Below are 21,621 nucleotides of genomic sequence, written 5' to 3'. Positions count from 1 at the left end.
CCATGACGTCGCCGCGCGCCGTCATGGGGCGTTCTCAACCCGGCAGATAGCGCTCCTTCAGCAGCCGGCGCAGCAGCTTGCCGGCCTCGCTGCGCGGCAGTTCCTCCGCCACCTCCCAGCTCCGCGGCCGCTTCGGCCCCGCCAGCCGCTCGCGGCACCAGGCCTCCAGCCCGGCCTGGAAGGCGGCATCCTCCGCGACGCCCTCACGCGGCACCACCACGGCGTGCACCTGCTCCCCCATCTCCGGATGCGGGATGCCGACCACCGCCACCTCGGCGACATCCGGATGCTGCGCCAGCACCGCCTCGATCTCGGCGGGGTAGAGGTTGACGCCGCCGGAGAGGATGAGGTCCGCCCGCCGGTCGGAGAGGAAGAGATATCCCTCCTCGTCCAGCCAGCCGAGATCGCCGAGCGTCGCCCAGCCGCGCGCGTCGTAGCAGGCGGCGGTCTTGTCCGGCGCGTTGTGGTAGGCGAAACGCGGCCCGCCCTCGAAGCGGATCGTCCCGGTCTCGCCCGGCGGCAGCTCCTGCCCGTCCTCGCCGGTGATGTGCACCCTGACGCCGTTCACCGGCCGGCCGACGGAGCGCGGCTTGCGCAGCCAGGTCTCGCTGTCGATCACCGTCGTGCCGATGCCCTCGGAGCCGGCATAGTATTCGTAGAGGATCGGTCCCCACCATTCGATCATCGCCCGCTTCACCGGCACCGGGCAGGGCGCCGCGGCATGGATGGCGACGCGGTGCGAGGAGAGGTCGTGCTGCCGTCGGATCTCCTCCGGCAGGGCGAGCAGCCGCACGAACATCGTCGGCACCCATTGGCTGTGGGTGATGCGGTGGCTCTCGATCGTGGCGAGGCATTGCGCCGGATCGAACTTGCGCAGGATGACGGCGGTGCCGCCCTCCTGCAGCGTCCGGCTGACATAGCCGAAGGGCGCCGCGTGATAGAGCGGCGCCGGCGAGAGATAGACCACGCTCTCGTCGAATCCGTAGAGCGACTTCCAGGTCATGTCCCACATCGGCGCGTCGCGCTCGGCATGCGGCAGCATCGGCCGCCGGATGCCCTTGGGCAGGCCCGTCGTTCCCGAGGAATAGAGGAATTCCCGCCCGAGCGGCCGCTCGGGCAGCGGTGCTTGCGGGTCCTCCGCCGCCAATGCCGCCTCATAATCCTCGTAGCCGGGAATGCCCGCGCCGACCGCGTAGCGCGGCCGGTCGCCGAGCGCCCCTTCGGCGAGCAGCGCGGCGGCGAGCCCGGCCAGCTCCGGGCTGGCGACGACCAGCTTCGCGCCGCTGTCGTTCAGCACATAGGCGACCTCATGCGGCCGCAGATGGATGGAGAGCGGCGTGAAATACAGCCCGGCCAGCCGCGCCGCCTCGGCGAGCTCGAGGAATTCCGGCCGGTTGTCGAGCAGCACCGCGATCCCGTCGCCGGCCGCGAGTCCCTGCCGGATCAGCCAGTGCGCCGCGCGCCGGGCCCGCGTCTCGAGTGCGGCATAGGTCAGGCTGTCGCCGCTGTCGGGGAAATGCACGGCGATCTTCTGCGGCTGGCGTTCCACCCAGGTGGCAAGCTGCGGCATCCGTTTCCTCCTCCTGCCGCAAGGTGGCGTCCGGGGCCGTCAGGCGTCAATGCAGGACCATGGATGCGTTTTCAGGCAGACAGGCGCTGGCGCTGTGGCATGCTTGCACCCGGTCCCACCAGGCGGGACCCGAGGGGAGGAAGAACACCATGTCCGCATTCAGCCGCCGCGCCCTGCTCGGCGCGGCCTCGGCCGGCATCGGCGCATCCCTGCTGCCCGGCCTGCCGGCGCGCGCCGCCGCGCCCTTCCGCAACACGCTGCCGCCGGCCTGGCACCGCTTCCGCATCGGCGAGTTCGAAGCGACGATCGTCTCCGACGGCACCCTGCCGCTCGGCAAGCCGGAGCCGGCCTTCCCGGCCTCGCCGCCGGAGGAGATCCGCGCCCTCCTGACCGGCAACTTCCTCGATCCCGGCTCGGCGACGCTGGAGCAGAACGCGCTGATCCTGAACACCGGCAAGCAGCTCATCCTGTTCGACACCGGCATGGGCGAGAGCATGGGCGCGGCGAGCAAGATGTTCGGCCCGACCACCGGGCGGCTGCTGGCCAACATGCGCGCCGCCGGCATCGAGCCGGAGCAGATCGACCTCGTCATCCTGACGCATGCGCATTGCGACCATTGCTGGGCGCTGGTCGATGCCGATGGGAAGCGGAATTTCCCCAACGCCCAGGTGGCGGTCAGCGAGACCGACCTGAAATTCTGGACCGATCCCGGCAACAAGAAGGGGCCGGACTTCATGGGGCCCTTCATCGACGGCGCCACCAAGAATCTCGGCGCCTACCGTGACCGCATGATCATGGTGAAGGACGGGCAACCGGTGGTGCCGGGCGTGGTGGGCATCGCCACGCCGGGCCATACCTTCGGCCATATGTGCTACGCCATCACCTCGGGCAACACGACGGTGATGAACACCGGCGACCTCGCGCATCACCAGATCCTGCTGCTGCGCAAGCCGCTCTGGGAGTTCTCCTTCGATTCCGACCCGAAGCTCTCGGCGCAGTCGCGCGCGCGCATGCTCGACCGGCTGGCGAAGGACGAGACTCTGGTCCTCTCCTACCATTTCCCCTGGCCGGGCCTCGGCCATGTGAAGCGCGAGGGCGAGGGCTATGGCTGGTATCCCGCCGCTCCCAACGTGACCACGCTGTGAGCCGCGTCCGGGCCGGCGCGGCGCGGGCCGCCAGGGCATGAGCGGCGACGCGACGGCCGGCCCGGCCCTGGCGGAGCTGCGCGAGGGCGAGGCGCCACCGGAGATCGCCGCCCTCTACGCGGCGCTGCGGCGGGCGAGCGGGGTGCCGCTGGTCAACCTGATCCACCGCCACCTCGCCACCATGCCGGAGGTGCTGCCCTGGGTCTGGGCGGCGATCCGGCCGCCGCTCGAGGACGGGCGGCTCGCCGGGGCACGGGAGCGGCTGGCCGCCTCCCTGCCGCTGCCCGCCATCGCGCCGCTGCCGCCCGGCGCGCTGGCGGCGGCGGGGATCGACGCCGCCGGCCGCGCGGCCCTGATCGCGCTGGTCGAGACCTACAACCGAGGCAACCTCACCAACCTGATCCTGCTGACGGCACTGCGCCGGGCGCTGGAGGGCGCGCCCGCCAGGCCGGCGCCGCCGCCGCCGGTCCTCGCCGCGCCGGCCATGCTGCCGGCGCCGCCGCTCCTGCCGCGGCTGGAGACCCTGCCGCCCGCGCTCGCCGCGGCGGTGCGGGGGCTCGCGGCGCGGCATGGGGGCAGCGGCGTGGTGCCGAGCCTCTATTTGCATCTGGCGCACTGGCCGGGCATCCCGCCCGCCTTGCCGGGCTGGCTCGGCCCCGCGCTCGATCCGGCCGCGATCGCCGCCGGGCAGGAGGCGGCGCTGGATCTGGCGGCGGGGGAGGCCGATGCGCTGCGGCCATCGCTCGCCATCGCCGGGGAGGTGCCGGGCGGGCAGCGCGAGGCGGTGCTGCACGCGCTCCGCACCTTCACCGGCTCGCTTATCCCCGCGATGGTTCCCGTCGGACTGTCCTTGCGGCGGCTGCTCGCTTAGGGTTGAAAAGTGACCGGAACAGTGTCCCAGCCGCAGCATTTATACTGACGGCCCCGACGGTTCGAGAGGCCGCCGCCGTGCCGAACATTGCCCCCCCGCTTGCCAATATTGTCACCGTGCCGGATCCGGTACCCTTGTCTTTCAGCCTTGACCCCGAATGGGTGGTTCTTCCTGAAGCACTACTCAACGACGGCGTGCAGCCCGTGACCATCGATGCCGTGCTGCTGCACCCGGCGCGCGGCGTCGTCCTGCTGGAAGCGCCACCCCGCTGGACCCCGGACGCGCCGGCGCGGCTCGAGCGCTGCCTGGCCCAGTCGCGGTTCCGCGCCGACTTTCCCGGCCATCTGCCGGTGGTGCATGCGAGCCTGCCGCGCGGCGCCATGCTGAGCCTGCCGATGCTGCTCGCCAGCGGCTTCGAGGCGCAGCCGCCGCTCGACCTGCCGGGCCACGGCGAGTGGCTGGAGGCGGCGCAGAGCGCGTTGCAGGCCACGCCCGGCGAGGACGCGGCGCCGCCGCCGCCCGGTCGGGCCCGCTCCACGCTGCTCCGCTTCGGCGGCCTGGCCCTGGCGAGCAGCCTGATCGGCGCCCTGCTGGTGCATCAGCTGGCGGCGCCGGATGTCGCGGAACCCGCCGCCGAGGCGGTTCCGGAAGCGGCGCTCGACCGCCCGCTCGGCGCGGGGCCGGCCACCCTCCGCCTCGCCGGCATGGTCTCGCCCTCGGCGCAGGCCATGCTGCGGCCGGCTGCCCTGCAGCGCACCACCCCGGATCCGGCCGCCGCCGCAACCGAGGAGGCGGCCGCGCCGGAGGAGGCCGAGGCGGTGGACGCCTCGCCGCTGCCGCCGCCCGGGCCGCCGGTGCTCGCCTCGGCGCCGCCCGCACTCCCCGGCGCCCCCGGGGCACCCGCGGCCCCGGTGGTGCTGCGCGATCTGCCGGCGCTCGCCCTGGCGCCGGACGCCGCCCTGCCGGGGCTGGTGGCGGTGATCGGCGCGCCGCCCGCGGCGCTGCAGGAATTCGTCGCCCTGACGCCGCCCCTGCTGCCGGCGGCGCCGGTCGAGCCGCAGCGCCTCGCCGCGGTAGCGACGGGGGAGGCCGCCCCGCCCATGCTGGCCGGTGACGAGGCGGCGCCCGCCGCCTCCGATGCCGTGGCGCCGGCCGTCCTGCCGCACGACGCGCAGGCCGAGGCGCCGGGCGGTGATGCGAGCTTCGAAGCCGGGGCGGATGCGGCGCCGGCCATGGCGGCGGGCGGGTCGCCGGCCGCGGCGATTCAGCCCGTCGTCGCCCCGACGGCGGTTCCCGTGGCGGCCCCAACGGTGGCCCCGGTGGTTGCCGTCGTCGCGGCTCCGGTGGCGGCCAGTCTGCCGGCGGCGCGGACCGCCGTCGATCAGGCGCGGCTGGGCGCGCTGCTTCGCCGCGGCGATGCGCTGCTCGCCCTCGGCGACGTCTCGGGCGCCCGCCGCTTCTACGAGCGCGCCGCGGAGGAGGGCAGCGCCGAGGGCGCCCGCGCCGCCGGGCGCACGCATGACCCGGTGGTGCTCGCCGGCCTCGGCGCGCGCGGCATTCGGCCCGATCCGACCGCCGCGGCCGCCTGGTACCGGCGCGCCGATGCGCTGGCGGCGGAGGCGCGGCGATGAGCCTGCCGCGTCGCGGCCTGCTGCTCGGCAGCGCCCTCGCGGGCCTGCTCCCCGGGGCGGCCGCGGCGCAGGGGGCCGCCGCCTCGCTGACCGCCCTCGCCGCGCGGGCCAATGCCGGCACGGTCGGCATCATCTCCGGCGGGCCGGACGGCACCTACATCCGCATCGCCGCCGACCTCGCCGCGGTGCTGGACGATGGCGAGACGCTGCGGGTGCTGCCGATCCTCGGCAAGGGCTCGCTGCAGAACATCGCCGACATCCTGGTGCTGCGCGGCGTCGATATCGGCATCGTCCAGTCCGACGTCCTCGCCTATGCGCGGCGCGAGCGGCTGCTGCCGGGCGTCGACAGCCTGATCCAGTACATCGCCAAGCTCTATGACGAGGAGGTGCATGTCCTGGCGCGGCCGGAGATCGGCAAGGTGGAGGAGCTCGCTGGCAAGCCGGTCAATGTCGATGTCCGCGGCAGCGGCACGGCGATGACCGCCTCGCTGCTCTTCAGCGCGCTCGGCGTGCCGGTCGAGGCGCGCAACGACCCGCAGGACACCGCGCTCGAGAAGCTGCGCCGGGGCGACATCGCGGCGCTGGTCTATGTCGCCGGTAAGCCGGCGCGGCTGTTCAACGGCATCCCCGGCGATGCCGGGCTGAAGCTGCTGCCGCTGCCGGCCTCGCCGGCGCTGCTCGAGACCTATCTGCCGGCGGAATTCCGCCATACCGACTATCCGGCGCTGGTGCCGGAAGGCGCGACGGTCGAGACCATCGCGGTCGGGGCGGTGATGGCGGTTTATGCCTGGCCGGCCGGGCATGAGCGGCACCGTAAGGTGGCGCGCTTCGTCGAGGCTTTCACCGGCAAATTCCCCGCCTTCCTGCAGCCGCCCCGGCATCCGAAATGGCGCGAGGTGAACCTCGCTGCGCAGGTGCCGGGCTGGGTGCGCTTCACCCCCTCCGGGCGCTGAGGCGGGCGCCGGAACGCCCATCGCAACCCGGCGCCACCCGTTGCCCCGCCGCGGCGGGCCCTGACGGATCTTGGGCCTGGTGGCGAATCAGGGGGGGCCCGCGGAGCCGCGCGGCGGCTTCGTGGGGAAACGTCACTCCAGCTCCTCGAGGCCGAGCGCCCGCAGCCGGCCGCGCTCCTCGTCCCAGCCCGGCCGGTCCTTGACGTTGAGGAAGAGATGGACGCGGCGCTCCAGCAGCGCCTCCAGCTCGCGCCGGGCGCTCTGGCCGATCGCCTTGATGCGGGCGCCGCCATCGCCGATCAGGATCGCCTTCTGGGTCGGCCGCGCGACATAGATGGTGCAGTCCACCCGCACGCTGCCGTCCTTGCGCTCCTGCCAGTTCTCGGTCTCGACGGTCGCGTGGTGCGGCACCTCCTCATGCGTCTGGCGCAGGATCTGCTCGCGCACGATCTCGGCGACCAGCATGCGGTTCGGCAGGTCGGAGAGCTCGTCCTCCGGGAAAAGGTAGGGACCGGGCGGCATGTCGTCGGCGAGGCGTTCCAGCAGCCGGTCGAGGCCGCGGCCCTTCTCGGCCGAGATCATGAAGGTTTCGGCGACCGGCAGCAGCGCGTTCAGCTCGGCCGCCAGCGGCAGCAGCCGCGGCGGGTCGATCAGGTCGACCTTGTTGAGGGCGAGGAAGACGGGCTTCGGCGACTGCGCCAGCCGCCCGACGATGGCCCGCACCGCATCCGTCAGCCCGGCCCGGGCATCGACGATGAGCAGGGTGCGGTCGGCATCCTGCGCCCCGCCCCAGGCGGCGGCGACCATGGCGCGGTCGAGCCGGCGGCGGGGGGCGAAGATGCCGGGCGTGTCCACCAGGATGATCTGCGCCCGGCCCTGCATGACCACGGCGCGGATGCGGAAGCGGGTGGTCTGCGGCTTGGGCGAGACGATCGTCACCTTGGCGCCGGCGAGCGCGTTCACCAGGGTCGACTTGCCGGCATTCGGCGCGCCGACCACCGCGACCAGGCCGCAGCGGGTTTCCCCGCCGCTCGCAGCCGCCACGCCAACCCGGCTCGCGGCGGGTCGATCACTCTCGTCGCTCATTCGTCCTGCAACCCCGCCAGCCAGGCCTCCGCCGCCGCCTGCTCGGCGGCGCGCTTGGTCGCTCCCGTCCCCTCCGCCTCCCGCCCCGCGGCGGCGACCACCACCTTGAAGACCGGGTTGTGCGCCGGCCCCTCGGCCGAGGTCAGGCGATAGGCGGGCAGGCCGAGGCCGCGCCCGAGGGTCCATTCCTGCAACCGGCTCTTGGCGGGCAGCGGCGGCTTGTGGTGGCCCTCGAGCAGGCTGGCCCATTCCCGCCGCACCACCACCCGCGCCGCATCCAGCCCGGCATCGAGATAGATCGCCCCCAGCACCGCCTCCAGCGCGTCGGAGAGGATGTTCACCCAGGTGCGGAAGCCCTGTTGCCGATAGCTGCCCGGCATGCGCAGCGCCGGGGCGAGTTGCAGTCGCTCGGCGATGCCGGCCAGCGCCTCGGCCGAGATCAGCGCCGAATGGCGCTTGCCGATATCGCCCTCGCGCTCGGTCGGGAAGCGCTCGATCAACCATTCGGCGACGAGCAGGCCGAGCACCCGGTCGCCGATGAACTCCAGCCGCTCGTTCGAGCTGAGGCGGCTGCCCTGGGTCGCCGAGGAATGGGTCAGCGCCTGGCGCAGCAGCTCGGGGCGCGCGAAATCGTGGCCGAGCCGGGCCGCGAAGGCAGCGAGGGCCGCCTCCTCGTTCATGGGCGGGCCGGCGTCACGGGAACCGGCTCATCGGACGCCGGAGAAGATCCGGCCCCAGCGGATCGCCATCGGCCATGTCCAGGGTTTCCACAGGCTCGCCTGGTTGCCGTCGAAGGAGAAGAAGATGAACTCCGCCCGGCCGACCAGGTTCTCCACCGGGATGAAGCCGACCGCGTCGAGGAAGCGGCTGTCCTGGCTGTTGTCGCGGTTGTCGCCCATGCCGAAGACATGGCCCGGCGGCACCCGGTATTCCTGGGTGTTGTCGGCGCTGCCCTGGTCGGAGCATTCCAGGATGCCGTGGGTCACGCCGTCAGGCAGGGTCTCGCGGTAGTAGCGCGGCGGCTCGCGGTAGCAGCGGTCGAGGTCGCTCTCGCCGACCAGCTCGCGCTTCACCGGCACGCCGTTGATCTGCAGGATGCCGCCCTTGACCTGGATGCGGTCGCCGGGCAGGCCGACGATGCGCTTGATGTAGTCCTGGCTCGGGTCGCGCGGCAGCTTGAAGACCGCGACATCGCCGCGATGCGGCAACCGCCCGAAGATGCGGCCAGAAAAGAGGTTCGGCCCGAAGGGCATTGAATAGCGGGAGTAGCCATACGAATATTTCGAGACGAAGAGATAATCGCCGACCAGAAGAGTCGGGATCATCGAGCCGGATGGGATATTGAAGGGCTCGAAGGCAACGGTTCGGATGCCGATGGCGATCAGGCCGGCATAGAGGATCGTCTTGACGCTTTCCAGCCAGCCGCCGGATTTCTTCTTCGCCATGGATGTACTCAAGAAAACCACCGCAGGGTTGAGTGCCCGCGGATCGGTCCCAGGGCAGGGTCGCGGCGACAGGCGCCCGGATGAAGCCTGCCGGGGGGTGGGGTGTCAAGGAACGGGCTGCGGCGGCGCCCGGGCGGCGGCCGTTCGGGTCGTCGCAGTTGCACGGCCGCGCCGGGTAGCCCAATCTCGCCGCGGCGTCGAGCCGCGCCATGCAGCGGTCACGATGACACGAGTGCAGCGCATCCTATTGTCGAACCGGGGCGCTCCTGAACGGTTTGTCCCGCTGAGCGAGACGCATGCCAAACAAGTTCAATCCCGGTCCCTGGCCGGATGGAGAGCCGCCCGCCGCTGCCCCCGGCACCGGCCCACAACGCGACCTCCGGATCCCGCGTGACCCGCCGGGACGGGGGCTCGCAGCGCGCCGCTCCCTCCGGCCGCGCGCATGAGCGGGTCGCACGCGTTTCCGATCGTCGGGATCGGCGCCTCCGCGGGCGGGATCGAAGCGCTCGAGGGCTTCTTCCGCGGCCTCCCGGACCGGCCCGGCTTCGCCATCGTCGTGGTCACGCATCTCAGTCCCGAGCGCGAGAGCCGGCTGCACGAGGTTCTGGCGCGCTATACCAGCCTGCAGGTCCAGATCGTCACCGACGATCAGCCTGTGGAGCCGAATCAGGTCTATGTCCTGCCCGCCGCCGCCCTCCTCGGCATCGAGCAGGGACGGCTGCAGATCACCCGGCTGATGGCCGGCCGGCGCGAGCGCAAGCCGATCGACATCTTCTTCGGCGCCCTCGCCGTCGACCAGGGCGAGCATGCCGCCGGGGTGGTGCTCTCGGGCGGCGACGGCGACGGCACGCTCGGCGTCAAGGCGATCAAGGAGCGCGGCGGGCTCACCATGGCGCAGGTGGCCGATGGCCATGGCCCGGCCTATCCGGACATGCCGGACAGCGCCATCGCCTCCGGCCTGATCGACCTCGCCCTGCCGGTGGAGCAGATGGGGGCCCGCCTTGTCGAATTCGCCCGCGGCCTGCCCCTGCTCGACGGCGTCGCCGCGGCCACGGGCCGCTCCGAGGAGGCACAGGACCTGGACGAGGCTCGGCCGGAAATCTACGCCATCCTGCGCAGCCAGGTCGGCCACGACTTCTCCGGCTACAAGCCACGGACTTTCCTGCGCCGGGTGCAGCGGCGCATGCAGGTCGCGCAAGTCGATACGGTGCAGGGCTATATCGAGATGTTGCGGCAGGAGCCGCAGGAGGTGAACGCCCTGTTCCGCGACCTGCTGATCAGCGTTACCAATTTCTTCCGCGATGCCGAGGCCTTCGAGGCCCTGGCCACGATGGTGCTGCCGCGACTGTTCGACGGGCGCGGCGCGGACGAGGTGGTGCGCGTCTGGGTGCCGGGCTGCGCCACCGGCGAGGAAGTCTTCTCGCTCGGCATGCTGCTGCGCGAGCAGATGGACGGGCTCAGCACGGTGCCGCGGGTGCAGATCTTCGCCACCGACATCGATGAGCGGGCGCTCGGCATCGCCCGGATGGCGCGTTATCCGGCGACGCTGCTGGACAGCGTCTCGCCGCAGCGGCGCGAGCGGTTCTTCATCCCGGATGGCACCAGCTACGTGGTGGCCAAGGAGGTGCGCGACCTCTGCGTCTTCTCGCCGCACAGCGTGCTGAGGGCCCCGCCCTTCTCCCGCATCGACCTGGTCTCCTGCCGCAACCTGCTGATCTATTTTGGCTCCGAGGCGCAGAACCAGGTCATCCCGATCTTCCACTACGCGCTGCGGCCGAAGGGCTACCTGTTCCTCGGCACCTCGGAGAACATCAGCGGCTTCGGTGACCTCTTCGCACCACTGGAAAAGAAGCACCGCATCTTCCGCCGCCGGGGCGATGCGACGCAGGCGGTCCGCCTGCCGATGGCGCTCGCCGCGCTGCGGCCGGGGCATGTGGGGGAGACGGCGATGCGCCGGACCGTGGGCAATGGCATCGCCCTGCGCCAGACCGTGGAGACCCAGGTGCTGGAGCGGTTCGCGCCGCCCTTCGTGGTGGTGAACCGAGATGGCGACATCGCCTACTACTCGGCCCGGACCGGGAAGTACCTGGAGGCGGCGCCCGGCGTGCCGACGCGCCAGGTCCTCACCATGGCCCGCAAGGGCCTTCGCCTCGACCTGCGGACCACGTTGCGCGAGGCGGTCGAGACCGGCCGCACCGCCACCCGCGCCGGCGTCGCGGTGGAGGAGGAGGATGGGCGGATCCAGATGCTCACCCTCACCGTGGAGCCGCTGCAGGACCGCGACCGCGGCGAGCCGCTGTTTCTCGTCCTCTTCGCCGATGACGGCCCGAGCCTCGGCCGCGAGGAGGCGCTCGCCCGCAGCCAGGCGGCGCAGGACGGCGCGGCGCTGCGGCTGGAGGCCGAGCTGCGCGAGACGCGCGAGCGGCTGCAATCGCTGATCGAGGAATACGAGACGGCGCTCGAGGAGGTGAAGGCCTCGAACGAGGAGCTGGTCTCGCTGAACGAGGAGCTGCAATCCACCAACGAGGAGCTGGAAGCCTCGAAGGAGGAGCTGCAATCGGTCAACGAGGAGTTGCAGACCGTCAATCTCGAGCTGAACACCAAGGTCGAGGCGCTCGACCGCGCCAATGACGACCTGCAGAACCTGTTCGAGAGCACGGATGTCGCCACCATCTTCCTCGACCGGCGCCTGCAGATCCGCAGCTTCACCCCGGCGGCGACGCGGATCTTCAACCTGCTGCCGACCGATCGCGGCCGCCCGATCACCGACCTTTCGAGCCGCTTCGCCCTGCCCGATCTCGGCAGCGACATCGCCGCGGTGTTCGACAGCGGCGAGCCCTTCGAGCGACGCCTCGACCATGAGGAGGCGCGGGCGCATTACCTCGTGCGGCTGGCGCCCTACCGGAACGGCGATCGGCGGGTGTGCGGCGTGGTGCTGACCTTCGTGGACGTCGCCGGCCTGACCCAGGCCGAGGCGCAGCAGCGGGTGCTGATCGCCGAGCTGCAGCACCGCACCCGCAACCTGCTGAACGTCGTGCAGGCCATCGTCATGCAGACGCTCGGCAAGTCGGGCACGCCGAAGACGCTGACCGACCGGCTCGGCGCCCTCGGGCGCGTGCAGAGCCTGGTCGGCCAATCGAAGGGCAGGGATGTCGATCTCGCCGAGATCGTTCGCCTCGAGCTGCGGGCCTATGCCGCGGGCGAGGATGGCCGTGTCAAGGTCACCGGCCCGCCGGTCGCGCTCAGCTATGACCGGGTTCAGATCCTGGCCCTCGCCCTGCACGAGCTGACCACCAATGCGGTGAAGTACGGCGCCCTGAAGGGCGAGGCGGGGCGGCTGCGGATCGCCTGGCAGATCGAGCAGCAGGCGGATGGCGAGCCACTGCTGGTGCTCGACTGGCGGGAGAGCGGCGTCGTCATGCCGCCCAACATCTCCCGCCGCGGCTATGGGCGGGAGCTGATCGAGCGGGCGCTGCGCTATACCACGCAGGCGGAGACCTGGTTCGACTGCGGCCAGGATGGCGTGGTCTGCCGGATCCAGATGCCGCTGGGCATGCAGGCGCCGCCCGGCGATTGATGCGGACAGCCGCCGATCCGGTCCCGATCAGGGCATGAAGCTGCCGCCGCCGACATCGATCGTGGCGCCGCTGAGGTAGCCGGCGGCCTCCGAGGCGAGGAAGGCCGCGACCTCCGCCACATCCTCCGGCGTGCCGAGCCGGCCGGCCGGGATCTGGGTGAGGAAGGCGGCATTGGCCGCATCGGTGGTGCCACGCGCCATCGGCGTGTCGATCCGGCCGGGGGCGATGCTGTTCACCGTGATGCCGTCCGGGCCGCATTCCACGGCGAGGCTGCGGGCGAAGCCCATCAGCCCGGTCTTGGCCGCGGCGTAATGCGCCCCGGCGATCTGGCTCTTCGCCCGCGCCGCCTGGCTGGTGATCATGATGATCCGCCCCCAGCGCCGGGCACGCAGCGGCGGCAGGCAAGCCTGGGAGACGAGAAAGGCGCCGGTGAGGTTCACCGCCAGCACCCGCCGCCATTCCTCGGCCGGCATGTCGCGGATCTTGCGCGCCCGCCCATCCGGCCCCTTGGGGGAGATGCCGGCATTGTTCACGACGATGCCGAGCCGCTGCCAGTCCTCGCCAAGGGCGATGGGCAGGGCGGCGACCGCCGCCTCATCCGCCACGTCGAGCCGGATGGCGCGGGCCCGGTGCCCCCGCTCGCGCAGCCCGGCGGCGGTCGCCTCCACCTCCGGGATGACATCGGCGAGCACCACGGGATGGCCGAGCGCGGCGAGCTTCGCGGCGATGCCGGCGCCGATGCCGCGCGCCGCGCCGGTGACGAGGGCGAGGCGATCCTGCACCGGGGTCTCAGGGGCGCTCATGGGGTCAGGATCACCTTGCTGGCGGCCCGTTGCCGGGCGAGCTCGAAGCCTTCGAGCCCGCGCTCGAGCGGCATCCGGTGGGTGATCATCGGCCGGAATCCCTCCGGGTCGCGGCCGAGATGCGCCAGCACCCGGTCCCAGGTGCGGCGCTCGGCGCCGTGGCTGGCGCGGAGCTGGTGGCGCATGCGGACGAAATCGGTCAGCGCCAGGGTGAGCGGCGCGGCATGGATGCCGGCGGCGACGATGACGCCGCCCTTCTTCAACACGCCGAGCCCCTCGTTCAGGCTCTGCGGCACGCCGGTCGCCTCCAGCACCACATCGACGGCGCGGCCGCCGGTGAGCGCCAGCACCTGCTCCTGCAGCGGGCCCTCGGCGACATCGACCAGATCGGCGAAGCCGAGCGCCCGCAGCACCTCGAAGCGCGGCGCATCGGCGCGGCCGGCGACGATCACCCGGGCGGCGCCGGCGAGCCGGGCGAAGAGGGCGATGGCCTGGCCGATCGTTCCCGGCCCCAGCACCAGCACCGTGTCGCCGAGGCCGACCTCGCCGGTCAGCACCGCCTCGGCGCCGACGCCGAGCGGCTCGGCGAGCGCCGCCAGCTCGGGCTCGAGCCCGGCCGGCAGGGCGACGCAGCAGCGCGCGGGGATGCGAACCTCGCGCTGGAAGCCGCCGTCGCGGGTCAGGCCGATCCCCTGGCGCTGCAGGCAATTGCGCGTGTCGCCGGCGCGGCAGCGGGCGCAATGGCCGCAGAAGACGAAGGGGATGACGGCGACCCGGTCGCCCTCGGCGAAGCCCGAGCCGGTGCCGTTGCGGGTGATGGTGCCGCAGAACTCGTGCCCCATGCTGAGCGGCAGGTGCGGCACCATGAAGCCGTAGCCCTCGGTCCACTCATAGGCATGCACGTCCGAGCCGCAGATGCCGACGGCATCGACCCGGACCACCACCTCGCCCGGCCCGGGCGGCGGCGGCTCGGGGATCTCCTGGAATTCCAGGCCGAAGGCGGCGGCGGTCTTGCGCAGGGCCAGCATCAGAAGGGCTCCGGATAGTGGCCGGCATAGAAGGAGATGGGCGGCTTGGCGTCCGGATCGGTCAGCATGTCGATCAGCACCGGATGCCGCGCCGCCAGCGCCGTCTTGAGGGCGCCGGGGATGTCGGCGCTGCGCTCCACCCGCACCCCCTCGACGCCGCAGGCGCGGGCGATGGCGGCGTGGTCCACGGCGGTGAAGTTCACCGCCTTGGTGTGCTCGCCGAATTTCACCTCCTCGGCATGCTTCTGGTAGCCGAGAATGCCGTTGTTCAGCACCAGCGTGACCACCGGCAGGTCGAGCCGCCGCAGCGTCTCCAGCTCGGCCCAGCTATGGCCGAAGCCGCCATCGCCGCAGAGGCAGACGACGCGCGCCTTGGAGCCCGCCTCCTCGGCGGCGATGCGGGCGCCGATCGCCATGGGCAGGCCCCAGCCGAGGCCGGCGATGCCGCGTGGCGTCAGGAAGCGCTGCCCGGGCCGCCGGGCGGTGAGGTAGTTGGCGATCCAGATCGAGGAATAGGAGGCGTCGGCGACGACGATATCCTCCGGCGCCAGCAGCGCATCCAGCTCCGCCATCAGCCGCTCCGGCCGGGGGAGGGGGGCGTCGCGGGTGGTGACGCCGGCGATGGTCTTCCGCCAGGCGGCGAGGCCGGCGGCGATCTCCGCCTCCAGCCCCGGCCGGGCCGCCTTGCGGGCGGCGAGGTCGCGCGCCGCCAGCGCCTCGGTCAGCGCGGCGAGGGTGAGCTTGGCGTCGCCCACCAGCCGCATCGCCTCGTAATTCCGGCCGACCTCCATCGGGTCCAGGTCGAGATGGATGAAGCGCGTCTCCGGCCCGAACAGCTTCCAGCTATCGGTGCCGTTCTGGTTGGTGCGGTTGCCGACCAGCAGCACCAGGTCGGCGCGGTCCACCATCGGCCGCAGCGCCTGGGTGCGGCTGCCCTGGCCCATGACATAGCCGATGACGCCGAGGGTGAGCGGATGCGTCTCGTCCGCCGCGCCCTTGCCCATGACGGTGGTGGCGAGCGGCAGATGCGCCCGCTCCTGCAGCGCCGCCAGCTCGCCCGCGGCATCCGAGAGATGCACGCCGCCGCCGGCGACGACCAGCGGATGCTTGGCCGCGGCCAGCGCATCGGCGGCGGCGGCGATGGCGGCCGGATCGGCCAGCACCCGATCCAGCGGCACCCGGCCGAGCGAGAGGGCGCGCGGGCGGAGCAGGGAGGAGAGGGGTGCCGCCCCCTCGGTCAGCAGGTCGGCCGGCACCAGCAGCACCGCCGGGCCGGGGCGGCCGGAGGCGGCGGCGGTGAAGGCCATGTCCACATAGTCGTCCAGCCGGTCGGCGCGGTCGATCCGCCGCACCCATTTGGCGACCGGGGCGAACATGCCGAGATGGTCGAGCTCCTGGAAGGCGTTGCGGTCGGTCGCGTCGCGCGTCACCTCCTGCACCAGGGCGAGGATCGGGATGCTGGCCTTCAGCGCCTCGGCCAGCGGCGCCACCAGCAGCGTCGCGGCCGGGCCGTTCTGGGCGGTGACGACGCCGACCTTGCGCGAGATGCGGGCATAGCCATCGGCCATGGTGCCGCCGGCATTCTCCTGCCGGTAGACCTTCTGGTCGATGCCGAGATGCGGGCTGGCCAGGTGGAAGGCGCTCGGCAGGCTCTGGCCGAAGGTGAGCGTCACGCCGTGGCGGCGGAAGGCCTCGGCGAGGCGGAAGGCGACGGTGGCGTTGCTGCTGTGCCCGGCATGGTCCGGCATGGCGTTCCCCTGAAGCGTTTGGCGCCAGCCTAGCACCGGCAGCCCCAGGGGGAACGGGGGTTATGGGAACGGGGGTATGGGAGCGGGGGGTGGGGAAGGGGGGCTACATCTCCGACCAGCGGCGCAGCAGGTTGTGGTAGCTGGCGGTGAGGGACAGCACGCTCGGATGGTCGTCCGGCAGGGCCTGCCGCAGGCCGATGATGGCCATGTCCATGTCGTAGAGGAAGGCGCGCTTGCCGTCGTCCTTCACCAGGGACTGGGTCCAGAAGAAGGAGGACCAGCGGCTGCCGCGGGTGATCGGGTTCACCCGGTGCAGGCTGGTGGCGGGATAGACCACGAGGTCGCCGGCCGGCAGCTTCACCGCATGCGAGCCGTAGGTGTCCTCGATCACCAGCTCGCCGCCCTCATAGGCCGCCGGATCGGTGAGGAAGAGGGTGGAGGAGACATCGGCGCGGATGCGGAAGCCGTTCGTCCCCGGCACGTAGCGGATGGCGTTGTCGACATGGGCATCGAATTTCATGCCCTCGTCGTAGCGGTTGAACATCGGCGGATAGACGCGGAGCGGCAGGGCCGCCGAGGTGAAGAGCGGCGCCCGGCCCAGCGCCCGCAGGATGATGTCGCCGAGCTCGCGGGCGGCGCGGCTGTCCTCCGGCACCTGAAGGTTGAACTTCGCCTTGGCCGACTGCTCGCCGGCGGTCTGCCGCCCATCCGCCCAGGCGGCGGCCTCGAGGACGCGGCGGCACTGCGCCACCTCCTCGGGGGAGAGCACCTGCGGGATCCGGATCAGCATCCCATCACCTCCGTATGCCCGCCGGCCATCCGGCGGGCTGTCCCGCCCTTAATACACGGCGGAGAGGCTGACGAGCACCGTGCGTCCAGCCGAAGGAATGGCGCGATTGCCGAAGAGCGAGTCGTAGTTCAGCTCGTTCGTCAGGTTGTAGCCGTTGACGGCCACGCGCCACTGCCGCCGCTCGCCGAAATTATGCGAGATCAACGCATCCAGGCTGAAATTCGCCGGCACTTCGGCGGTATTGGCCGCATTCAGATAGACCTGGCCGCGGTAGGTGATGCCGCCGCCCAGCGTGAACTGATAGGGCGTGTCGCGCAGCGCCTCGTAGGTCGTCCAGACCGCGGCCGCATGCTCCGGAACATACTGAACGCGCTTGCCGACATTGGCCGCGGTGCTCGACTTCGTCGTTTCGCTGTCCATGTGCGTGTAGTTGGCGGTGATCGCCCAATCGCGGGTGATGAGGCCGGTCACGCCGATCTCGATGCCCTGGTTGCGCTGCTCGTCGCCCGACTGGGTGATCGTGCCGGAGATGGGGTCCGCCACGAAGGCATTGCCCTTCTCGATGCGGTAGAGCGCGCCGTAGAGGCCGAGGCGGTTCTCGATCAGGCTGATCTTGGCGCCGAGCTCGTAGATGGTGTTGGTCTCGGGCGAGAGGCCGCTGTTGCCGGCCGTGAAGGTCGCCGGCAAGGTGGTGATGTAGGAACCGGGCGGGCTGTGGGAGGTGGCGTAGGAGAAGTAGTAGGTCTGGCTGCTCGTCGGCTCGTAGACCAGGCTGGCGCGCGGATCGGCGAAGGTGTCGTTCGAGGAGATGAGGGTCGTGGCCGCGCCGTTGCCGTAGGTCTTGTAGTCGATGTCGTAATTGCTGACCCGCACGCCGCCAATGACCGAGAGCTGCGGCGTCAGCCACATCCGCTCGATCAGGAAGCCCCCGATGTAGCGCTGGTCCGTCTCGCGCATATTGGCGCCGGTTGCCGCCACGATCCGGTAGATGCCGTTGGCGTGGCTTGGATTCACCAGGGTGTTGGTACGGGTCGCGTTGTAGGCATAGCCGGTGCGCTCGTCATGCTGCAGCCAGCCATCGAGCCCGAAGGTGGTCTCGTGCCGGAAGGGCCCGGTGGTGAAGCGCGCCACGGCGGTGGTGACATTCTGCACGCCCCAGGTTTCCTGGTGATAGGGCGAGATGCCGCCGCTGTAGGCCACGCGCGCCAAGGCCGATCTGGGCGAGAAGAACAGGGCGTTGCAGGTGGCGTCGCAGGTCGGGGGCGAGGTGGCGAAATCGCGCGTCACATAGCCGAAGCGCGTGTCGTTGGTCACGGTCAGCCAGTCATTCGGCACGTAGCGCAGCCGGGCGGTGACGCGGTCCGCCGTGACGTCGTCGCGGTCGAGGTCGATGCCGTACCAGTTCTTCCGGCTGAGCCCGTATTCCGTGGCCGGCCGGCTGACCGTCTGGCCCGGTGCGGTCACGATGGGCACGCCGTAGTCGGGAGTGCGTCGGTCCTCCAGATGAAGGTAATCGACGGTCAGGGTGGTGTTGGTGCCGAGCCCGAAGGCGATCGAGGGCGCGATGCCGAAGCGGCCGGAATCGACCTTATCGCGGTCCACCACCCCGTTGTAATTGCCCATCAGGTTCAGGCGGACGGCGGTGGTGCTGTCGATCTGCCGGTTGACGTCGATGGTGCCGCGGTAGAGCGGCCCCATGCCGCCGGTGAGGCTGCCGCCGTAGCTGTTGCCGAGGAAGGGCGTCTTGGTGTTGATGTTGATCGCGCCGCCGACATTGTTCTGGCCGAAGGTCGTGGCCGAGGGCCCCTTCAGCACCGCGATGCTGTCGAAATTAAAGGCGTCGCGCGTGTAGGAGCCGAAATCCTTCAGCCCGTCCACATAGACGTCGTTCTGCGCGTTGAAGCCGCGGATGCGGAACTGATCGCCGTTGACACCGCCATTGCCCTCGCCGATCGAGGAGGTGATGCCGGGGACGTTGCGCAGCGCCTGGTCGAGCGTCGTGACGTTCTGCTGCTCGAGGATCTCGCGCGGGATCACGTTGATGGTCTGCGGCGTCTCCTGCACCGTGCCCGGCAGGCGGCTCACGCCGGTGCCGCGCTGCAGGGTGTTCGCCGGCTCCTGCGCCTGGACGTCGAGGGTCGGCAAGGCGATGGTGGGAGAGGGGAACGGCGCTGCCGTCCCGGCCTGGGTTTGGGCCTGGGTTTGAGCCTGGGCCTGGGGTGCCACCTGTGCCGTCGCCACGTCGGAGATCGCCATGGCCAGCCCCATGCCGAGGGCACTCGGCGAAGCTCCGCACAGCAGCAGCGTCCGTCTCGACATTCCGTCCTCGCAATGCGCTTGATGCGAGTGACTATTAGTTGCAGTGCGAAATGTCGGCAATACGGCCCGGCGCCAGAATGCGTCTTTTTGTAACCCCTGTGACGATTGAGCGCCATGGCGCCCCGGCCGGCACGCGCAGCCCTGCCACTGACCCGCGGCCCCGGGGCGACGACCTTGGTTCCAGTGGCGTGCCGATCCGCCAGGGCGTTCTTCGCTCGTCCGCGTTCGCGGCAAATGCCCTAGCCTGTTGTTTCCGCAGCATCTTCACCCGATCAGGTGGTTCCACCTGATTGGGATCTGTTCTAGTGTCCTGATCGAGACGTCCTTCGGACGTCACTCTCAGGCCACCAGCCTTTGTATCCAGTGGCCTGCTTGTCCCTTTCGTCCGTGGGCAAAGCCCACCAACGTCAGGGGCAGGACACCAGAGTCGCCCCCCGATGTACCAGGCCCCGCCCATCCCGAGCGACGTCGTCTCCCTCGCCGACTACGAGCCCGCGGCGCGGCAGCGGATCAGTGCCCAGGCCGCCGCCTATGTCAACGGCGGCGCCGCCGACGAGCTGACCCTGCGCGCCAATCGCGACGCCTTCGACCGGCTGCGCCTGCAGAGCCGCGTCCTGGCCGCGATGCCCGAGCCGCAGACCCGCCTCACCCTGTTCGGCCAGGCGCTGGACTTCCCGATCCTGCTGGCGCCGGTCGCCTTCCAGCGGCTGGTGCATCCCGAGGGAGAGCTGGCCACGGCCTTCGGCGCCGCGGCGATCGGCGCGCCCATGGTCGTCAGCACCCAGGCGAGCCACGGCCTCGAGCAGATCGCCGGCGTGGCCAGGGCGCCGCTCTGGTTCCAGCTCTACGTGCAGCACGACCGCGGCTTCACCGAGGCGCTGCTCCGGCGCGCCGAGGCGGCGGGCTACCGGGCGATCGTCGTGACGGTGGATGCGCCGGTCAGCCTCCGCAACCGCGAGCAGCGCGCCGGCTTCCGCCTGCCGCCGGGCGTCGAGGCGGTGAATCTCCGCGGCCTGCCGCCAATGCCGCCGAACCGCGCCAGCCCGGCGGAGAGCGAGGTCTTCCGCGGCCTGCTGGATGGCGCCCCTACCTGGCAGGACATCGCCTGGCTGCGCGCCGCCACCAGGCTGCCGCTGCTCCTCAAGGGCATCATGGCGCCGGCGGATGCGGCGCGGGCGGTGGAGCTCGGGGTGGACGGCCTCATCGTCTCCAACCATGGCGGACGCAGCCTGGACACGCTGCCGGCCAGCATCGAGGCGCTGCCGCGGATCGCCGAGACCGTCGCCGGCCGGGTGCCCCTGCTGCTCGATGGCGGCATCCGGCGCGGCACCGACGTGCTGAAGGCGCTGGCCCTCGGCGCGCGGGCGGTGCTCATCGGCCGGCCTTATATCCACGCCCTGGCGGTGGGCGGGCCGGTCGGCGTGATCCACGCGCTGAAGATCCTGCGCACCGAGCTGGAGATCGCCATGGCGCTGACCGGGCGACCCGATCTGGACAGCATCGACCGATCGGTGCTGTGGGAGGGGTGAGGGGCGACGGATCACGCGCCCCGCGCCCTTGCCACCGACCGACCCGCCCTTGCCGGAGACCCGCTTGCCCGAGAACGAGCCCCGCCGCCGTCCCGACCTCATCGGCCTGATCGGACTCGCCGTGATCCTGGCGGTGCTGGGCGGCGCCTATCTGCTGTTCCCCTGGGTGCAGCGGACGATCAGCTACCAGGACTGCATCGCCTCGGGGCGGATCACCGGCTGCTGACGGGGCGCGATGCGCCCGCCGCCGTCGCGGAGGAGCGAGCGCGACGGCATCGCCGCTCCGCTACCGCGCCGGCGTCGCCTTCGCCTCCCCTTTCGCCTCCCCTCTGGCGCCATAGCTGATCCCCATCCCCGCCGAGGGATCGGCCTGGATGCCGTAGGAGGGGATCGGGTAGCGGATGCCGTTCTTCGCCAGGGCCTTCATGCCCTCCACCGCGCGCTGCAGGTCCTCGACCTTCAGCGCCATCAGCATCTCCTCGTCCGGCACGCCGCCATAGCGGCGCTCGGCGAAGCAGGGCAAGGAGAGGCTCGGCTCGCCGGTCGCCAGCGCCCGGCCCCAACTGTCGGCGCAGGCGGTCTCGCCCACGACCGACCAGGCGAATTTGCGGTAGTTCCGATACTGTAGCCCGTTGATGAGGATGATCATCTGCCCCGGCGTCGCATAGACCAGCACGATGTCCGGCGGGTCCAGCCGCCCGCTCTCCAGCGGGCTCACCACCAGCGCCTGGTAGCGGCCGAAGGGCACGCAATCGAGCGCCTGCTGCCGCGCCGCCGCGCTCTCGGCATCGCCGTGCCAGACGCCGACATAGCGCTCCCCGGTCTCGTCGCGCGGCGCGAGGCCGATCACGGCGCGGCACTGGTTGCCGACCAGGTCCTCGGCGGTGATGCCGACCGTCCAGCCGAGGCGCGAGGCCATGGAGACGATCTGGTCCGTGGTATGCACCGATTTCGGCCGCCGGATGCGCGGGATGGCCTGCATCTCCTCGACCGTGGCGAACAGCTTCATGCCGATGACCGTGGTCTTCAGCCGCAGCAGCGCGTTGAGATCGGCGAGCAGGCGCTGGGTGTCGTTCGGTGCCGTGGCCGACATGGGGGTCCTCCTGTCAGGCGCCTTGCATGGGG

Annotated in this window: 17 protein-coding genes; 7 read left to right on the top strand and 10 right to left on the bottom strand. The window is 71.5% G+C overall.

The features are described 5' to 3' along the window. Nucleotides 1-34: 34 nt before the first annotated feature. Nucleotides 35-1,570 (bottom strand): AMP-binding protein, encoded by a 1,536-nt coding sequence (locus HJG45_RS16860; protein WP_171613273.1) that lies wholly within the window; start codon nt 1,568-1,570, stop codon nt 35-37. 149 nt (nt 1,571-1,719) lie between these two features. Between HJG45_RS16860 and HJG45_RS16855 the strand changes: the two genes are divergently transcribed. From HJG45_RS16855 to HJG45_RS16840, 4 genes are all read left to right on the top strand, one after another. Further along, a complete protein-coding gene (locus HJG45_RS16855) occupies nt 1,720-2,715 on the top strand; it encodes an MBL fold metallo-hydrolase (protein ID WP_171613272.1) in 996 nt (331 codons plus the stop codon). 37 nt (nt 2,716-2,752) lie between these two features. Further along, on the top strand, nt 2,753-3,586 hold the full coding sequence (locus HJG45_RS16850; RefSeq protein WP_171613271.1) for a hypothetical protein: 834 nt from the start codon (nt 2,753-2,755) through the stop codon (nt 3,584-3,586). A 134-nt stretch (nt 3,587-3,720) separates the two neighbouring features. Next, a complete protein-coding gene (locus tag HJG45_RS16845) occupies nt 3,721-5,217 on the top strand; it encodes a hypothetical protein (RefSeq protein ID WP_171613270.1) in 1,497 nt (498 codons plus the stop codon). Continuing rightward, entirely contained in the window at nt 5,214-6,170 is a 957-nt protein-coding gene (locus tag HJG45_RS16840; RefSeq protein WP_254452584.1) for a TAXI family TRAP transporter solute-binding subunit, read from the top strand. The genes HJG45_RS16845 and HJG45_RS16840 overlap by 4 nt, the downstream gene beginning before the upstream one ends. A gap of 132 nt (nt 6,171-6,302) precedes the next feature. Here the strand turns inward: HJG45_RS16840 and era are convergent, their stop codons facing one another. The 3 genes from era to lepB are packed head-to-tail and all read right to left on the bottom strand — an operon-like array spanning nt 6,303 to nt 8,701. Continuing rightward, nucleotides 6,303-7,256 (bottom strand): GTPase Era, encoded by a 954-nt coding sequence (era, locus tag HJG45_RS16835; RefSeq protein ID WP_171613269.1) that lies wholly within the window; start codon nt 7,254-7,256, stop codon nt 6,303-6,305. After that, nucleotides 7,253-7,936 carry a ribonuclease III gene (rnc, locus tag HJG45_RS16830; protein WP_171613268.1) on the bottom strand — a complete coding sequence of 228 codons (684 nt, stop codon included), beginning with the start codon at nt 7,934-7,936 and terminating at the stop codon, nt 7,253-7,255. The genes era and rnc overlap by 4 nt, the downstream gene beginning before the upstream one ends. 27 nt (nt 7,937-7,963) lie before the next feature. Next, nucleotides 7,964-8,701: a signal peptidase I gene (lepB, locus tag HJG45_RS16825; protein WP_171613267.1), complete on the bottom strand. Its 738-nt coding sequence runs from the start codon at nt 8,699-8,701 to the stop codon at nt 7,964-7,966. Between the two features lie 442 nt (nt 8,702-9,143). Between lepB and HJG45_RS16820 the strand changes: the two genes are divergently transcribed. After that, nucleotides 9,144-12,278 (top strand): CheR family methyltransferase, encoded by a 3,135-nt coding sequence (locus HJG45_RS16820; protein ID WP_171613266.1) that lies wholly within the window; start codon nt 9,144-9,146, stop codon nt 12,276-12,278. Between the two features lie 27 nt (nt 12,279-12,305). Here the strand turns inward: HJG45_RS16820 and HJG45_RS16815 are convergent, their stop codons facing one another. The 5 genes from HJG45_RS16815 to HJG45_RS16795 all read right to left on the bottom strand — a co-directional run bounded on the left by HJG45_RS16815 (nt 12,306) and on the right by HJG45_RS16795 (nt 18,904). Then, entirely contained in the window at nt 12,306-13,082 is a 777-nt protein-coding gene (locus HJG45_RS16815) for an SDR family NAD(P)-dependent oxidoreductase (protein WP_171613265.1), read from the bottom strand. Continuing rightward, complete coding sequence (locus tag HJG45_RS16810) at nt 13,079-14,110, bottom strand: zinc-binding dehydrogenase (RefSeq protein WP_171613264.1); 1,032 nt, start codon at nt 14,108-14,110, stop codon at nt 13,079-13,081. Before HJG45_RS16810 ends, HJG45_RS16815 begins: the two co-directional genes overlap by 4 nt. Next, nucleotides 14,110-15,858: an acetolactate synthase catalytic subunit gene (locus tag HJG45_RS16805; protein WP_171613263.1), complete on the bottom strand. Its 1,749-nt coding sequence runs from the start codon at nt 15,856-15,858 to the stop codon at nt 14,110-14,112. Before HJG45_RS16805 ends, HJG45_RS16810 begins: the two co-directional genes overlap by 1 nt. 103 nt (nt 15,859-15,961) lie before the next feature. After that, nucleotides 15,962-16,648, bottom strand: coding sequence for a Fe2+-dependent dioxygenase (locus tag HJG45_RS16800; protein ID WP_171613262.1), 687 nt, complete (start codon nt 16,646-16,648; stop codon nt 15,962-15,964). Nucleotides 16,649-16,696: 48 nt separating this feature from the next. Beyond that, nucleotides 16,697-18,904 (bottom strand): TonB-dependent siderophore receptor, encoded by a 2,208-nt coding sequence (locus HJG45_RS16795; protein WP_254452583.1) that lies wholly within the window; start codon nt 18,902-18,904, stop codon nt 16,697-16,699. A gap of 500 nt (nt 18,905-19,404) precedes the next feature. Between HJG45_RS16795 and HJG45_RS16790 the strand changes: the two genes are divergently transcribed. Beyond that, nucleotides 19,405-20,496, top strand: coding sequence for an alpha-hydroxy acid oxidase (locus HJG45_RS16790; RefSeq protein ID WP_171613260.1), 1,092 nt, complete (start codon nt 19,405-19,407; stop codon nt 20,494-20,496). Nucleotides 20,497-20,560: 64 nt separating this feature from the next. Further along, entirely contained in the window at nt 20,561-20,722 is a 162-nt protein-coding gene (locus HJG45_RS16785; protein WP_171613259.1) for a hypothetical protein, read from the top strand. 60 nt (nt 20,723-20,782) lie between these two features. On the opposite strand, the gene HJG45_RS16780 is transcribed toward HJG45_RS16785, so the two are convergent. Beyond that, nucleotides 20,783-21,589 (bottom strand): DUF169 domain-containing protein, encoded by an 807-nt coding sequence (locus tag HJG45_RS16780; protein WP_171613258.1) that lies wholly within the window; start codon nt 21,587-21,589, stop codon nt 20,783-20,785. Nucleotides 21,590-21,621: the final 32 nt, after the last annotated feature.

It is taken from the genome of Roseicella sp. DB1501 (genome assembly GCF_013112485.1).
Classification (GTDB): domain Bacteria; phylum Pseudomonadota; class Alphaproteobacteria; order Acetobacterales; family Acetobacteraceae; genus Paracraurococcus.
Note: the sequence above shows the minus strand (reverse complement) of the source record. Positions and strands in the feature narration are given on the sequence as shown.

Coding starts and splice junctions, on each gene's coding strand:
- HJG45_RS16820 (WP_171613266.1), top strand. CDS start 9,144: ATGAGCGGGTCGCACGCGTTTCCGATCGTCGGGATCGGCGCCTCCGCG.
- HJG45_RS16800 (WP_171613262.1), bottom strand. CDS start 16,648: ATGCTGATCCGGATCCCGCAGGTGCTCTCCCCCGAGGAGGTGGCGCAG.
- HJG45_RS16780 (WP_171613258.1), bottom strand. CDS start 21,589: ATGTCGGCCACGGCACCGAACGACACCCAGCGCCTGCTCGCCGATCTC.
- HJG45_RS16855 (WP_171613272.1), top strand. CDS start 1,720: ATGTCCGCATTCAGCCGCCGCGCCCTGCTCGGCGCGGCCTCGGCCGGC.
- HJG45_RS16850 (WP_171613271.1), top strand. CDS start 2,753: ATGAGCGGCGACGCGACGGCCGGCCCGGCCCTGGCGGAGCTGCGCGAG.
- HJG45_RS16805 (WP_171613263.1), bottom strand. CDS start 15,858: ATGCCGGACCATGCCGGGCACAGCAGCAACGCCACCGTCGCCTTCCGC.
- HJG45_RS16790 (WP_171613260.1), top strand. CDS start 19,405: ATGTACCAGGCCCCGCCCATCCCGAGCGACGTCGTCTCCCTCGCCGAC.
- HJG45_RS16810 (WP_171613264.1), bottom strand. CDS start 14,110: ATGCTGGCCCTGCGCAAGACCGCCGCCGCCTTCGGCCTGGAATTCCAG.
- HJG45_RS16795 (WP_254452583.1), bottom strand. CDS start 18,904: ATGGCGATCTCCGACGTGGCGACGGCACAGGTGGCACCCCAGGCCCAG.
- era (WP_171613269.1), bottom strand. CDS start 7,256: ATGAGCGACGAGAGTGATCGACCCGCCGCGAGCCGGGTTGGCGTGGCG.
- HJG45_RS16860 (WP_171613273.1), bottom strand. CDS start 1,570: ATGCCGCAGCTTGCCACCTGGGTGGAACGCCAGCCGCAGAAGATCGCC.
- rnc (WP_171613268.1), bottom strand. CDS start 7,936: ATGAACGAGGAGGCGGCCCTCGCTGCCTTCGCGGCCCGGCTCGGCCAC.
- HJG45_RS16840 (WP_254452584.1), top strand. CDS start 5,214: ATGAGCCTGCCGCGTCGCGGCCTGCTGCTCGGCAGCGCCCTCGCGGGC.
- HJG45_RS16815 (WP_171613265.1), bottom strand. CDS start 13,082: ATGAGCGCCCCTGAGACCCCGGTGCAGGATCGCCTCGCCCTCGTCACC.
- lepB (WP_171613267.1), bottom strand. CDS start 8,701: ATGGCGAAGAAGAAATCCGGCGGCTGGCTGGAAAGCGTCAAGACGATC.